Origin of the sequence: Shimia sp. R10_1, from assembly GCF_017744095.1 — a bacterium.
Lineage (GTDB): Bacteria > Pseudomonadota > Alphaproteobacteria > Rhodobacterales > Rhodobacteraceae > Shimia.
In genome coordinates, this window is record NZ_JAGHQX010000006.1 from 114,530 (window position 1) to 128,784 (window position 14,255).

At 58.1% G+C, this 14,255-nt stretch carries 13 protein-coding genes; 11 read left to right on the forward strand and 2 right to left on the reverse strand.

The genetic code is table 11. The features are described from left to right. Positions 1-70 precede the first annotated feature (70 nt). The 11 genes from yidD to J7413_RS12750 all read left to right on the forward strand — a co-directional run bounded on the left by yidD (position 71) and on the right by J7413_RS12750 (position 10,570). Positions 71-328 carry a membrane protein insertion efficiency factor YidD gene (gene yidD / locus J7413_RS12700; protein WP_209098722.1) on the forward strand — a complete coding sequence of 86 codons (258 nt, stop codon included), beginning with the start codon at positions 71-73 and terminating at the stop codon, positions 326-328. Positions 329-430: 102 nt separating this feature from the next. After that, positions 431-934, forward strand: coding sequence for a hypothetical protein (locus J7413_RS12705; RefSeq protein ID WP_209098724.1), 504 nt, complete (start codon positions 431-433; stop codon positions 932-934). A gap of 257 nt (positions 935-1,191) precedes the next feature. Beyond that, a complete protein-coding gene (gene ttcA / locus J7413_RS12710) occupies positions 1,192-2,061 on the forward strand; it encodes a tRNA 2-thiocytidine(32) synthetase TtcA (protein WP_209098726.1) in 870 nt (289 codons plus the stop codon). Between the two features lie 158 nt (positions 2,062-2,219). Next, complete coding sequence (locus J7413_RS12715; RefSeq protein ID WP_348538750.1) at positions 2,220-3,677, forward strand: bifunctional diguanylate cyclase/phosphodiesterase; 1,458 nt, start codon at positions 2,220-2,222, stop codon at positions 3,675-3,677. 150 nt (positions 3,678-3,827) lie between these two features. Then, positions 3,828-5,648 carry a membrane protein insertase YidC gene (yidC, locus tag J7413_RS12720; protein WP_209098730.1) on the forward strand — a complete coding sequence of 607 codons (1,821 nt, stop codon included), beginning with the start codon at positions 3,828-3,830 and terminating at the stop codon, positions 5,646-5,648. Continuing rightward, a complete protein-coding gene (locus J7413_RS12725; RefSeq protein WP_209098732.1) occupies positions 5,648-6,391 on the forward strand; it encodes an MOSC N-terminal beta barrel domain-containing protein in 744 nt (247 codons plus the stop codon). The genes yidC and J7413_RS12725 overlap by 1 nt, the downstream gene beginning before the upstream one ends. Continuing rightward, complete coding sequence (gene yihA, locus J7413_RS12730) at positions 6,391-7,044, forward strand: ribosome biogenesis GTP-binding protein YihA/YsxC (protein WP_209098734.1); 654 nt, start codon at positions 6,391-6,393, stop codon at positions 7,042-7,044. Before J7413_RS12725 ends, yihA begins: the two co-directional genes overlap by 1 nt. Positions 7,045-7,047: 3 nt before the next feature. After that, the gene (locus J7413_RS12735) at positions 7,048-7,413 is read left to right on the forward strand and encodes a DUF2946 domain-containing protein (protein WP_209098736.1); all 366 of its coding nucleotides are present in this window, start codon (positions 7,048-7,050) and stop codon (positions 7,411-7,413) included. Positions 7,414-7,485: 72 nt separating this feature from the next. Further along, entirely contained in the window at positions 7,486-8,886 is a 1,401-nt protein-coding gene (locus tag J7413_RS12740) for a PepSY domain-containing protein (protein ID WP_209098738.1), read from the forward strand. Positions 8,887-8,929: 43 nt separating this feature from the next. Then, positions 8,930-9,775, forward strand: a complete 846-nt coding sequence (locus tag J7413_RS12745; RefSeq protein ID WP_247743508.1) for an NAD(P)-binding domain-containing protein — start codon at positions 8,930-8,932, stop codon at positions 9,773-9,775. Positions 9,776-9,874: 99 nt separating this feature from the next. Then, on the forward strand, positions 9,875-10,570 hold the full coding sequence (locus tag J7413_RS12750) for a CDP-alcohol phosphatidyltransferase family protein (protein ID WP_209098740.1): 696 nt from the start codon (positions 9,875-9,877) through the stop codon (positions 10,568-10,570). Between the two features lie 15 nt (positions 10,571-10,585). On the opposite strand, the gene J7413_RS12755 is transcribed toward J7413_RS12750, so the two are convergent. Both J7413_RS12755 and ileS read right to left on the reverse strand, forming a co-directional pair. Continuing rightward, complete coding sequence (locus tag J7413_RS12755) at positions 10,586-11,038, reverse strand: methylated-DNA--[protein]-cysteine S-methyltransferase (RefSeq protein ID WP_209098742.1); 453 nt, start codon at positions 11,036-11,038, stop codon at positions 10,586-10,588. A 69-nt stretch (positions 11,039-11,107) separates the two neighbouring features. After that, positions 11,108-14,035: an isoleucine--tRNA ligase gene (ileS, locus tag J7413_RS12760; protein ID WP_209098744.1), complete on the reverse strand. Its 2,928-nt coding sequence runs from the start codon at positions 14,033-14,035 to the stop codon at positions 11,108-11,110. Between the last annotated feature and the right edge of the window lie 220 nt (positions 14,036-14,255).

Consider the following 14,255-nt stretch of genomic DNA (forward strand, 5'->3'; position numbering starts at 1 on the left):
ACCTCGGAAAGGGAGGACAGCTTTGCTGTTCTCTCTTTTTCTTTGCTACGGTTCTCCGTAAAATGACTGAATGTCACCTCTCGCCAAGATTTTTGCGCTGCCTGTCCGGGCGTATCGCCTGCTTTTCAGCCCATGGGTTGGCTTCAATTGCCGCTATCAACCAACGTGTTCGGCCTATGCGCTTGAAGCGCTGGAAAAACATGGCGCACTCAAAGGAAGCTGGCTAACCCTACGCCGTATCGGGCGCTGTCATCCCTTTGGCAGCTCTGGCTATGATCCGGTGCCCGATGCAAAAGCCTCAAAAAGCTGCGGGTGTTCTAAACCCTAAATTTCGCCGATTTGCGGCCCGCCACACAGCAGCTCTGGACACGCCGCTGGAGTCTACCTAGCGTTGTGGCACACGTATTTTTGATTTGCTTGGAGTTTTTATATGCGAATTTCACATATGCTTGCGGCTTCTGCCCTTGTCGCTCTCACGTCCACAGCCAGCTTTGCTGACAAATTTGTCGGCTATGGTGCCATTGATGGCTGGAACGTGCACATCGATACCGAAAAGAAATCCTGCCTCGTAGAAACCAAAGACGCGCTGGACAACGTCATTCAAATGGGCCTCACCACGGATCGGGGTATTGGCTACATTGGCGTGTTCACCAAAGCTGAAACTGACATCAAACGCGATGACAAAGAAGCGGTTGCCATCAAACTCGGCGATGAGATTTATTTTGGCGAAGCAACGGGCATGCGTGGCAACATCACCAAAGGCTACAGCGGTGGCTATGTGCTGACAGACAACCCAGCTGTTTTTGAGGCTATCGCGCGCGAACAGACCATGTTTGTTTTCCCCGAAAAACACTATGGCTTCACAGTGGATCTGACAGGCACTGCAAAGGCGCTCAATCTTGCCCGCAAGTGCAATGCGGAACAGACCCAGTAACACATGCTGCGGTCGACGCGCCGTGGTCTAAAGGTTAACAAAGGGCTGCCTTAACGGCGGTCCTTTTTTCATTCTGTCCCCTCAAAAGAGGCCCTCCGCCGCCCACAAACGCTCAAAGACTGGCCTTTTTGACACGATCAAATGCCGCTTTAAAAAAGTCTTGCCCTTTGCTCGATTATCGTCTTGCGCCACACGACTCGCCTGTGGATAACTTTGGGGACGATTGACCTTTGCAAAAGACTTCGCATAAGGCGCACATGCTTGATGACCTAGATGATATTCACCCGCTCTTTCACGGCGCGCCTTCTTCGACCAGTTTCAAGAAGTTGCGCAAACGAATCGTACGGCAAACCCGCGAGGCAATCGAACAATACGGCATGATCGAACGCGGCACGCGTTGGCTTGTATGCCTCTCCGGCGGCAAAGATTCCTATACCCTGTTGGCTGTGTTGCACGAGTTGCAATGGCGCGGCTTGCTGCCAGTCGAACTTCTGGCCTGCAATCTCGATCAGGGACAGCCAGGCTTTCCCGCCACCGTTTTGCCAGAGTTTCTGGAGCGCATGAAAGTGCCCCACCGCATCGAATACCAAGACACATATTCGATTGTGAAAGACAAAGTTCCGGCCGGTCGTACCTACTGTGCATTATGTTCAAGGCTGCGTCGCGGCAATCTCTATCGCATCGCGCGCGAGGAAGGCTGCAGTGCCGTCGTATTGGGGCACCATCGCGATGACATTCTCGAAACCTTCTTCATGAATCTGTTTCATGGCGGACGTTTGGCCACCATGCCCCCTAAATTGGTTAACGAAGAGGGCGATCTGTTCGTCTACCGCCCGCTTGCGCATGTGGCCGAAGAGGACTGCGAAAAGTTCGCGAATGCCATGAATTATCCGATCATTCCATGTGACCTCTGCGGCTCGCAGGATGGGCTACAACGCCAGCAGGTAAAACAAATTCTAGACCAGTGGGAGGCCAATAGCCCGGGGCGGCGTCAGGTTATGTTCAAGGCGCTGACCAACATCAGACCCAGCCATATGATGGATCCGAACCTCTTCGATTTTGCTGGATTGATGCGTGATCCGATAAAATTTGAACAAAACTCCGACAGTATTCCTAAGCTGCGTTAACGGATCACTTAAGAGAATCGATGAGAGTAGTCCGAGTTTTATTACCGCATAGGGAACGTCAAATGCAGTCAAGGCTGGGACATCTCATCGGCTCTTTTCGGGTATTTTTCGCTCAGGAGTCGGTGTTAAGACGCGCTGTTCCGCTTGCGATCCCAGCCGTGACTCTCGTGTCTTGGCTGGCGTTTGGGGAACTGGGCCTGCTGATCTGTGCCTTCTTGCTGCCCCTGCCCTTCTTGGCGTTCTCTCCCTTTTCTGAAAGCTCAAAACGCCGCTCTGCCAACGAAGTTGATGGCCTGACGGGCCTGCTGACCTCTGCTGGCATCGAATGCAAGATGCAGGACAAGCTGGAAACGCTGCAACAGGATGGCCGCGTCACCGCCTGTTTCTCGATCAAGATCGACAATTTCGCGCGCCTGCGTGAAAACCACGGGGACCAAGCCGCAGAGGACGTGCTGCGCAATGTCGCCAACCGTCTGAAGAGTGCGCTGCGGTCTGGCGATATGGTCGCGCGCGCGGGCGACGCCGCCTTTATCGTTGCACTGGAGCCTGTGGCCTATATCGATGTGGAAAGCGGCATTCAGATGGCCACGCGTTTCCAGACCGCGCTGGAAGAACCCATTCCACTGCAAATGGCATCCATCTATGTAAGCGTCTCCGTTGGCTTTTGCTTGTCCTCGCGGCTTAACAACCCAAGCGCATCAGCCATGGTGCAAGCCGCCGATATGGCGATGAACGAGGCGCAGCTGACCGGGGCTTCAAACATCCGCGCCTACTCAACTGACATGGGCCGCAAGGTGATTTCCCGCCGCAAAACCCAGAGCGAGGCCGCACGCACCCTTCAACGCGACCAAATTCGCGCATGGTTTCAGCCGCAGGTCTCCACTGACACCGGACTTGTGACCGGGTTTGAGGCTCTGGCACGCTGGGACCATCCAGAGCGCGGCATTCTTGCGCCTATTCAGTTTCTCGACGTGCTTCAACAAACCGGGCAGATGAGCCAGCTTGCCGATTTGATGCTGCGCCAGTCTCTTGATGCACTGCGCGCTTGGGATGACGCGGGCTTCAATGTGCCTGCGGTGGGCGTGAACTTCGCTGGCGAAGAACTGCGCAGCCCCACACTTTTGGAACGCATTCAGTGGGAACTTGACCGCACCGAATTGCAGCCGGAACGCCTCGGCATTGAAGTGCTGGAAAGCGTTGTGGCCGGCGCGCCTGACGATATGGTCGTGCGCAATCTGGAAGCAATCTCTGCCCTGGGCTGCTCCATCGATCTGGATGATTTTGGCACCGGCCATGCATCGATCTCTTCAATCCGCCGCCTTCCTGTCAAACGCATCAAGATTGACCGCTCTTTTGTCACCAATGTGGACCGCGATCAGGAACAACAACGCATGATCGCCGCAATTGTGACCATGGCGGAGCGTCTAGGGCTCGAAACCCTGGCCGAAGGGGTCGAGAACTCCTCCGAACATGCGATGCTGGCACAACTGGGCTGCTCGCATGTGCAAGGTTACGGCATCGCGCGCCCCATGCCGTTCCACGAAACCCTGAAATGGATGACCGCCCATCAGGAGAAAATCGGCCCCGCCCTGCAGATTGGCAACAAACCGTCCTAAGCGCGCGCACTGTTCCAATTGTCCCGACAGACACGCACTGTCAGGCAACGAACCGGCAGCTTTGGACCGTTTACAGTCGAATCCCCTTGACCTTTGCCCCCCACCTCTGTTGAACCTCCCCAACGTTTCAACGACAGATGGCTTGCGGCAATGGACGATCAGAACAAGAACCTCATCCTCGCGACGGCGCTCAGCTTTGGCGTCATCCTGATCTGGTTCACCCTGTTTCCCCCACCTGAAGCGGTGGAGGATCCCAACGCCCCCGCCATCACCGAACAAAGCGCGGATGCATCGACCCCAGCAGCGGCTCCAAGCACTTCCGGGGCGGACACAGCGTCAACGGCTGCCACCAACGCAGAACCGACAGACGCCGCAGATGCGCCACGTCTTGAAATTGCAACAGATCGCGTGTCTGGCTCGATTTCCCTTTTGGGTGGCCGCATTGACGATCTGAAACTCAACGACTACCGCGAAACGCTGGACGACGGCTCCCCCATCGTGACGCTGCTGTCTCCGAATGGCGAGCCAAACGCCTATTACGCGCTCTATGGCTGGGCGCCCGGCGCAGGTCTCAACCTTGATCAAGTTCCCGGCTCCAACACCCTCTGGTCTGTTGAGAGCGGCGAGGTCCTGACCGCAGATGCCCCTTTGACCCTCTCTTGGGACAACGGCGCCGGCCTCACCTTCCGCCGCACCATTTCGGTGGATGACAACTATATGTTCTCTATCGATCAATCGGTTGAAAACACCGGTGCAGGCTCTGTCTCTCTCGCCCCCTACGGCGTGCTCGCCCGCTACGGCCAGCCAGAGGATCTGAAGAACTTCTTCATCCTACACGAGGGCATGGTCTCCATGGCGGACGGCGAACTGGCCGAAATCGACTATGACGACATGACGGATTTCACCTTTGATCAGCGTGAAGGCGCGCCTGCTGAGGTGACACAGGTTGAGACCAACGGCTGGACGGGCTTCACCGACCACTACTGGATGGCCACTCTGATCCCGGCACCCGGTCAGGGTTTCAAATCCGTCGCCAAATATGACGCGAACCGCGACATCTACCAGACCGAAGCGGTGATGCGCACGCTCACCGTGGCCGAGGGCGAAACCGCAACCACTTCCAGCCAGCTCTTTGCGGGTGCCAAGGAATGGGCCACCATCCGCGCCTACCAAAACGAAGGTGGTGTTGAGGGGTTTGTGGAATCCATCGACTGGGGTTGGTTTGCCTTCCTGACCAAGCCGATCTTTGCGCTGCTGCACTGGCTGAACGTTCAGATCGGCAACATGGGCTGGGCGATCATCGGTCTGACCGTGATCCTGAAAATCATCGTCTTCCCGCTGGCCTATAAATCTTATGCCTCCATGGCGAAGATGAAAGAACTCCAGCCACAGATGGAAAAGCTGAAAGAGGCGGCCGGTGACGACCGCCAGAAAATGCAGCAATCCATGATGGAGCTTTACAAGAAAGAGAAGGTCAACCCAGCGGCCGGCTGTCTGCCGATCCTGATTCAGATCCCGATCTTCTTCTCGCTCTACAAAGTGATCTTCGTGACGCTGGAGTTGCGCCATGCCCCATGGCTTGGCTGGATCACCGACCTGTCCGCGCCGGACCCAAGCTCGATCTTCAACCTGTTTGGCCTGCTGCCGTTTGGCATTCCGGAACTGGGCTTCTTTGAGATCCTCAGCCTCGGCATCCTGCCCATCCTGCTCGGCATCTCCATGTGGCTGCAGCAAAAGCTGAACCCGGCACCCACCGATCCAACACAGCAAATGATCTTTGCTTGGATGCCATGGGTCTTCATGTTCATGCTCGGCAGCTTCGCCTCCGGCCTGGTGGTTTACTGGATCACCAACAACGTGATCACCTTCATTCAGCAGTACGCGATCATGCGGCACCACGGCTACAAGCCTGACGTGTTTGGCAACATCAAATCCAGCTTCAAGAAGAAGCCAAAAAAGGACGCAAAGTGATGGGCACAGTCGCCGCACTTTGGAGACATCCAATCAAGGCCCACGGACGCGAGTCCGTGGGTCACATTTCTTTGGTCGCAGGCCAAACCTTCCCTTGGGATCGCCGCTATGCCGTGGCCCACGAGCGGTCCAAAACGGAGGGCGGAGAATGGGCCTCCTGCCGCAACTTCTCCCGTGCCGCCGGGGCCCCTGCCCTGATGGCGATCACCGCCAAAGTCGATGAAGACAGTGGCAAGATCACACTCAACCACCCAGACCTCTGGGAGGTGACCTTTGATCCCGCCACACAGGGCGACAAGCTGATTGAATGGGTTCGCCCAATCATGCCCAAAGAGCGCGCCGCCAGCACCAAACTGGTGCCTGCGGGTGACGTTGGCATGACCGACAGCGATTTTCCCTCCATCGCGATCCACACCACCGCCAGCCACCGCGCGGTAGAGACCCAGCTGGGGCATGCGCTCTCCACAGAGCGTTGGCGCGGCAATATCTGGCTCGATGGCTTTGAGGCTTTTGCCGAATTTGACTGGATTGGCAAAACCCTGCGGATTGGCGATGCGGAAATCGAGGTGCGCGAGCGCATCACACGCTGCCTTGCCACCACCTCAAACCCAGACACCGGCGAACGCGACGCCGACACGCTTGGCGCGCTCAAAGCTGTTCTGGGGTATCAAGATTTTGGCGTCTATGGCGTTGTCACCAAATCCGGTGACGTTGCCATCGGCGCACCTGCGGAGCTACTCTGATGCAACTGCCCTTCCCCTTTGTCGAAGATCCAGAGCCGATCGCGCTGGAGCGTGGTCGCAAACTGTTCAACGGCGCCAACTCCGAATTTCTCAAGGGTGTGGTGGCCATGGATGGCCTACCCGCCGGTGACCGTGTGGAGGTCTGTTTCGCGGGCCGTTCCAACGTCGGCAAATCCAGCCTGATCAACGCGCTGACCGGACGTACCCGCCTTGCGCGCGCGTCCAACACGCCGGGCCGCACACAGGAAATCAACTTCTTCACCTTGACCGACAGCCACTATCTTGTGGACCTTCCGGGCTATGGCTACGCCAACGCGCCCCTGCCTGTTGTTGAGAAATGGCAGCGCCTGCTCAAACAATACCTGTCAGGCCGCGTCAATTTGCGCCGTGCATTTGTGTTGATCGACACCCGCCACGGCGTGAAAGATGTCGACGAAGAAATCATGTCGCTGCTCGACAGCTCCGCCGTGACCTTCCAGGTGGTGATGACCAAAGCCGATAAAGTGAAAGAGAAAGATCGCGCCAAAGTGTTCAAACAAGTGCGCGAGAAGCTCTCCAAACACCCGGCAGCCTATCCTGAAATGGTCCTGACAAGCTCTGAAAAAGGCGACGGTATTGGCACATTGCGTGCCATCATTGCAGGGCTAAAATAACACATGCACCGGCTTGTGCCGCTCATCTTGCTTCTGGCGATTGGCCTGTCCGCCACCATTCCCAAAGGGTGGATGCCAAAAGTCATGGATGACGGCCACATGGTGCTGATCCTCTGTACAGCGGATGAAATGGTCGAATTGCTCGTCGATGCCAATGGCGAGCCCGTGCCTCTGCACGAACAAACCGGCGAAGAGCGCAGTCCCTGCGCCTTCTCAGCTGTGGCCGATGTCGCGATTGTGGCAGATGGCCCACACCCTCTGCTCCTTGAAAGTGCTCTCACAGCGCTTTGGCAGCATCAGGGGTTCCCCCATGAAAGCGCAGGCTTTCACCGCCGCTATGACGCGCGCGGCCCCCCTTCCCTCTCCTGACACCCTTTCAAAACCTAGCTTTATCCAAACCGCCCCGATTGCACGGGCTGCGGTCCGTCAGGAGATATCTTCATGGCTCACAACAGCCACATCAGCGGCGACGCCGCCCCCAACACCCTGTCTCAGAAACTCTATTTCGCCGCATGGCGCTGGCATTTTTATGCGGGTCTCTATGTGATCCCCTTCCTGATGATGCTCGCCATCACCGGAATGATGATGATGTTCATCACCCAGTTTGACGGGCGCGACGGGGAGAAAATCGCCGTCACCCCGCAAGCCACCGCGCTCTCGATCTCAGAACAGGCAGCGGCCGCAACCAACGCCGTCCCCGGCACTGTGATGGAATACATCGGCCCCAAAACTGACAGCCTCGCCGCTGTCTTCCGAGTCAAAACAGACAGCACCCAACAGCTTGTCGCCGTAGATCCCTACACCGGCGCCGTTCTGCAAAGCTGGGACCGCCGCAACGGCTGGTATGACTTTGCCGACAACGTGCACGGCTCCCTGCTGCTGGGCGACACAGGTGATCGCCTGATTGAAATCGCCGCAGGCCTTGGTCTCGTTCTGGTGCTCACCGGCCTTTACATCTGGTGGCCCCGCGGCAACGCCACCTCCGTTCTGGTGCCAAATCTGGCCGCCCGTGGCCGCGCGCTTTGGAAAAGCTTGCACGCGGTTGTCGGCTTCTGGATCTCAGCCCTCATGGTGATCTTTTTAATCTCCGGTCTGGCATGGGCCGGCATCTGGGGCGGTAAATTTGTCCAAGCGTGGTCCACCTTCCCTGCTGAGAAGTGGAACAACGTGCCTCTGTCAGACAGCACCCACGCCGCCATAGGCCACGGCAACCAGAACGACGTGCCATGGGCGCTTGAGCAAACACCGATGCCTGCTTCCGGCTCCGATATGGGCGTCACCGGCACACCCGAAGGCGCAGCGGTCGACATCAACAGCCTCGTGGCTTTGGGGCGCGCGCTGGGTCTGGAGGGCCGCTTCCGCGTCGCCTATCCGGGCAGTGACACAGGCGTCTGGACCATCAACCGTGACAGCATGAGCAGCGACAGCACCGACCCGATGGGCGATGTAACCGTGCATGTGGATCAATACACCGGCAAAATCCTCGCAGAGGTGCGCTTTGCCGATTATTCCGTCGCCGGCAAATCCATGGCGGTCAGTATCCCCTTCCACATGGGGCTCATGGGGCTTTGGAACCTGATCCTGAACACCCTCTTCTGCCTCGCCGTGATCTTCCTCTGTGTTTCGGGCGTGGTGATGTGGGTCAAACGCCGCCCGGGCAAAGCCCTGCGCCTCGCCGCGCCACCAGCCCCGCGCGACATGCCGCTCTGGAAAGGGGCACTCCTGATCGCGGTCTTGGTCTCCATCGCCTTTCCGCTTGTGGGCGCCACCCTGCTGGCCGTGCTCGCCTTTGACGTTATAGTGCTCTCAAACATTCCAGCGCTCAAACGCGCGTTCTCTTAAACCCGTGAGCCCCCGTCGGCATCACGCAGGCGGGGGCTACAACTTGACCAATCCAGATTTCGCAACCGGCATCGGCATCGCAGGCTGTGGCCGCATGGGCGCGCCGATGCTCACCGCGCTCCGCGCCACCGGGTTTGACGCCAAAGGCTTTGACGTGCGCCCGCCCTCCGATTTCGGCGCGCTTGCACCGCATATCCTGCCCCTCCCGGACTTCGCAGCTCAGCTCACCACCTTGATCACCGTGGTGCGCGACATTGAGCAAACCGACGATGTGCTCTTTGGCGCGCAGAACCTGATTGCAACCGCGCCGGACCTCACCACCGTGATCATTTCTTCCACGCTCTCGCCTCGCTATGTCCGCGCCCTGCGGGAACGTGTCCCACCACACATCACCCTGATTGATGCGCCCATGTCCGGCGCCGCCATTGCCGCCAAAGAGGCCCGGCTTTCTTTCATGCTTGGCGGCGACCCGCAGGACATTGCCAGCCATCAGTCTCTGTTTGAGGTCATGGGCGCGCATTTTCACCACATGGGCGCCTTTGGCGCAGGCATGCAGGCCAAAGTGCTCAACAACCTGCTGGCCGCCTCCAACACCGCCATGACCCGCCTTGTACTGGATTGGGCCGACCAGAGCGGCATCGAGGAGCGCGCCCTGCTTGATCTCATTCACACCTCATCCGGCCAAAACTGGCTCGCCTCGGGATTTGAGGAAATCGAATTCGCGCGCGACGGCTGGGAAGCGGACAACACAATCGGCATCCTCACCAAAGACGTGGCCTCCGCGCTGGACGCGGCACCAGACGGCGCAGATACGGCGCTGCCGGATCTGATAAAGACCCAAATTCGGGCGCTCAAAACCCGCCCCAGAAAGCCGCCCTCATCGCAGTGACCACGAAGTGGCACCCACAGCAAAAAATCTATCACAACTGCCTGACTGGATGCGCCCTCCACCGTTGCCAAATGCCACGATTTGCTGCATGACAACGACATGACACTTCACACACGCGCGCTCTCCGTTCATTTCTTCACTGCTACCGGGGCGGTTTTCGCCATGCTGGCGATGCTCGCAGCGGTTGATAGCAAATGGAGCCTCATGTTCCTTTGGCTCGTGGTGGCCTTCATCGTGGATGGCATCGATGGCCCATTGGCCCGCCATTATCATGTGAAAAAGAACGCGCCCGAGTTTGATGGTGTTCTACTGGATCTGATCATCGACTATCTGACCTATGTCTTCATTCCCGCCTTCGCGCTCTTCAAATCAGGGCTGATGGATGGCTGGACCGGCTGGTTTGCGATCATCGTGATCACGTTCGCTTCGGCGCTCTACTTCGCCGACACCCGCATGAAAACCAAGGATAATTCCTTCTCTGGCTTCCCCGGATGCTGGAACATGCTGGTGATTGTGATATTTGCGGTGGAGCCGAACTTCTGGGTCAGCCTCGCACTTGTGACAGTCTTGGCCGTGGCCATGTTCCTGCCGATCAAATTCATTCACCCGGTGCGCACCGAACGCTGGCGCTGGATCTCCCTGCCCACCGCATTCGCGTGGACGCTTTTTGCAGGCTGGGCGGCGTGGGTCGATTTCCACCCGGAAAGCTGGGCGCTCTGGGGGCTTGTGGCAACCTCGGCCTACCTGCTCTGTGCTGGCGCAGCCCAGCAGTTGCTCTATCGCGAGCGGCTTTGATCAGGGGCCATCTGCCTAGATCAACAGCCCACCAGCGCGCTCATGCTTTAGCAGCCAAACCTTGGTCTCCACGCCACCGCGCCCTGAAAAACCGCCAAGTCCATTGGCGCCAAGCACCCGGTGGCATGGAATGATCACCGGGATCGGATTGCCGCCACATCCCTGCCCAATCGCTTGCGCCGGTACACCCAGTTCTTTGGACAACTCACCATAGGTGCGGGTTTCCCCCAAAGGAATGGCCAGCATGGCCTCACAGACTTTCTGCTGAAACTCAGACGCTTCGACCCTCAGCGGTACATCAAAGCCGCGCGCAGGGTCCTCAAAATAGGCCACCAACTGCGCCGCTGCCTCTCTCAGCAGGGACGTATCATCCCCACCACCCGTGCCCCATTCTGCACGCACAATCGCCCCGTCCTCTTCGGTCAGGGTCATTGGTCCAGTCGGGGTATCCACAGAGATTTGCAACATGGTGCGACGATGCGCGCTTCAATCACAAATCACAACGAAAAAGGGCGCCGTCTCCGGCGCCCCATTCGATCAGATCTCAAAACCCATTTCTTCAAGGGCTTCGCTACAGCGTTTGCACACGCCGGGGTATTTGTACTGCCCCACATCGGGCAGGATCTTCCAGCTGCGCTGACATTTCTGCCCAACCGCCTTTTCAAACACCACACCAACACCGTCAACTTCCGGCATGCGGAAGGCCTCTGCCGGCATCGGATCATTGGTGACCGAAATGTCAGAGGTGATACAGACATCCGCAAACTCAACGGTTTTCAGAGACTCAACCACCTCAGCGTCGCGCACATGCACAACCGGGGCCGCTTCCAGGGACGCGCCAATCACCTTGTTGGTCCGCTGCACCTCAAGCGCGGCGGTCACAACCCGGCGCACTTCGCGCACTTTGGCCCATTTCGCGGCCAGTGGCTCATCAATCCAGTCCGCAGGGGTGTCTGGGAAATCCACCAAATGCACCGAAGCATCCTCACCGCCAAAGCGTTCCAGCCAGACCTCTTCCATGGTGAACACCATCACCGGGGCCAACCATGTGGTCAGGCGGTGGAACAGGATGTCGAGCACAGTGCGCGCAGAGCGGCGGCGCAGCGTGTTGCCATCACAATAGAGCGCATCCTTGCGGATATCGAAGTAGAAGGAAGACAGCTCCACAGTGGCAAAGTTGAACACCGCAGAGACAACGCCCTGGAAGTTGAACTCCGCATAGCCTTTGCGCACCTGATGGTCGAGCTCCGCAAGACGATGCAGCACCCAGCGCTCCAGCTCCGGCATATCCGCCGGGTCCACACGATCCGCTTCTGTGAAATCGCTGAGCGATCCCAGCATAAAGCGCATGGTGTTGCGCAGACGGCGATAGCTGTCTGCCACACCTTTTAAGATCTCATCCCCGATACGCTGATCCGCGGTGTAGTCGGTCTGTGCCACCCACAGGCGCAGAATATCCGCACCGTACTGCTGCACGACTTTCTCAGGCACAATGGTGTTGCCCAGAGATTTGGACATCTTGTTGCCTTTGGCGTCCAGCGTGAAGCCATGCGTCACCACATTGCGATAAGGCGCACGGCCCAGCGTGGCAGATGCTTGCAACAGCGAGCTGTGGAACCAGCCACGGTGCTGGTCGGTGCCTTCCATGTAGACATCGGCGATCCCGTCCTCGGTGCCATCCTCACGGTCGCGCAGCACAAACGCGTGGGTGGAGCCAGAGTCAAACCACACGTCGAGCACGTCAAACACCTGCTCCCACTCATCCGCATTATAGCCTTCGCCGAGGAAGCGCTCTTTCGCGCCCTCAAGATACCAGCAATCCGCGCCTTCTTCTTCAAAGGCCGCCTTGATGCGGGCGTTCACCTCAGGATCACGCAGCAAGAAACCCTCATCGGTGGGCAGCGCGCCTTTTTTCACAAAACAGGTCAGCGGCACGCCCCAGGCGCGCTGACGCGACAACACCCAATCCGGGCGATCCTGGATCATGGAATACAAACGGTTGCGGCCCTTCTGCGGGGTCCATTTCACCAGCTCGTCGATGGAGCGCAGCGCACGTTCACGGATGCTGTCGCCCATTTCGCCCATGCCGTCATCCAGCTTGCGATCCACGCTCGCAAACCACTGCGGCGTGTTGCGATAGATGATCGGCGCCTTGGAGCGCCAGCTGTGCGGATAGCTGTGCTTGATCTTGCCACGCGCCAGCAGGCCGCCCACTTCGACCAGCTTGTCGATGATGGTTTTGTTGGCATCGCCCTCACCGCCTTTGCGGTTCAGGATGTATTTGCCACCAAAGAACGGCAGATCCGCGCGGAACCCACCGTCATCCATGACATTGTAGGTCAGGACACTCTCGAGCATGCCGAGATCACGGTAGAGCTCAAATTCCTCCATACCGTGGCTTGGCGCACAGTGTACAAAGCCGGTGCCTTCGGTGTCGGTCACAAACTCAGCGGCACGGAAATCACGCAGATCATCCCATTCGCCATTGCCACCTTCGGCCCCATGCAGAGGGTGGGCCAGCCCCACACCTTCCAGATCGCTGACCGGCACGTCACCAACACGGGTCCACATGCTGTCATCCAGACGCGCACGGGCCATCACGTCGCCCGCCAGATTGTCGGCCAGCACGAACTTGTCGCCAACTTTGGCCCAGCTTTCTTCCGGCGTGCCGGTCACTTCATAAAGGCCATAGGCAATGTCATTGCCAAACACGACCGCCTTGTTGGACGGGATGGTCCAGGGCGTTGTGGTCCAGATCACCACATAAGCACCGGCCAGCTTGTGATCGGCTGGCTCTGCCACTCTAAACTTCACCCAGATCGTGAAGCTTTCCTTGTCGTGATACTCAACTTCCGCTTCCGCCAGCGCGGTTTTCTCGATTGGCGACCACATCACAGGTTTGGAGCCCTGATATAGCGTGCCGTTCATGAGGAACTTCATGAACTCATCGGCAATCACCGCCTCAGCGTGGTAATCCATGGTGATATAGGGGTTTGGCCAGTTGCCGGTGATGCCCAGACGCTTGAATTCTTCGCGCTGGATGTCGATCCAGCCCTCGGCAAACTTGCGGCATTCCTGACGGAACTCGACAATATCCACCGCGTCTTTGTCTTTGCCCTTCTTGCGATACTGCTCTTCGATCTTCCACTCGATCGGCAGGCCGTGGCAATCCCAGCCCGGCACATAGCGCGCATCATGGCCCATCATCTGATGGGAGCGGACGATCATGTCCTTGATGGTCTTGTTCAGCGCGTGCCCGATGTGCAGGTGGCCGTTGGCGTAGGGCGGGCCGTCATGCAGCGTGAACGGCGTGCGGCCTTCTTTTTCGCGCAGGCGGTCATACACGCCAATGTTTTCCCAACGCTCCAGCCACGCAGGCTCACGCTTGGGCAGCCCAGCGCGCATTGGAAAATCAGTTTTGGGAAGGTTCAGCGTATCTTTGTATTCGGGTGTATCGGCACACATGTGTCCGGTCCTTTTCAGGCGGTCGTATTCGGAATGGTCGAAGGGCGGCGCGGTCTTCCATACGCCTTGTCCCGGCGGCTCGATCAGTTAGAGCGCCGGGCTGATAATTCGAATAATAATCGCGATTATCTGCGTCATGAGCGCCTTATAGGCCGCAGCAAGCACAGGGTAAAGCCATAAGACCAAGGCGCCCATTCAACGCAACATTCCGCGCCGTGGG

What these genes read in the sequence shown, in the direction of transcription:
- yidC (WP_209098730.1), top strand. Translation starts at nt 3,828, where the DNA reads ATGGACGATCAGAACAAGAACCTCATCCTCGCGACGGCGCTCAGCTTT.
- J7413_RS12735 (WP_209098736.1), top strand. Translation starts at nt 7,048, where the DNA reads ATGCACCGGCTTGTGCCGCTCATCTTGCTTCTGGCGATTGGCCTGTCC.
- ileS (WP_209098744.1), bottom strand. Translation starts at nt 14,035, where the DNA reads ATGTGTGCCGATACACCCGAATACAAAGATACGCTGAACCTTCCCAAA.
- J7413_RS12750 (WP_209098740.1), top strand. Translation starts at nt 9,875, where the DNA reads ATGACACTTCACACACGCGCGCTCTCCGTTCATTTCTTCACTGCTACC.
- J7413_RS12740 (WP_209098738.1), top strand. Translation starts at nt 7,486, where the DNA reads ATGGCTCACAACAGCCACATCAGCGGCGACGCCGCCCCCAACACCCTG.
- ttcA (WP_209098726.1), top strand. Translation starts at nt 1,192, where the DNA reads ATGCTTGATGACCTAGATGATATTCACCCGCTCTTTCACGGCGCGCCT.
- J7413_RS12725 (WP_209098732.1), top strand. Translation starts at nt 5,648, where the DNA reads ATGGGCACAGTCGCCGCACTTTGGAGACATCCAATCAAGGCCCACGGA.
- yidD (WP_209098722.1), top strand. Translation starts at nt 71, where the DNA reads ATGTCACCTCTCGCCAAGATTTTTGCGCTGCCTGTCCGGGCGTATCGC.
- J7413_RS12705 (WP_209098724.1), top strand. Translation starts at nt 431, where the DNA reads ATGCGAATTTCACATATGCTTGCGGCTTCTGCCCTTGTCGCTCTCACG.
- yihA (WP_209098734.1), top strand. Translation starts at nt 6,391, where the DNA reads ATGCAACTGCCCTTCCCCTTTGTCGAAGATCCAGAGCCGATCGCGCTG.
- J7413_RS12755 (WP_209098742.1), bottom strand. Translation starts at nt 11,038, where the DNA reads ATGTTGCAAATCTCTGTGGATACCCCGACTGGACCAATGACCCTGACC.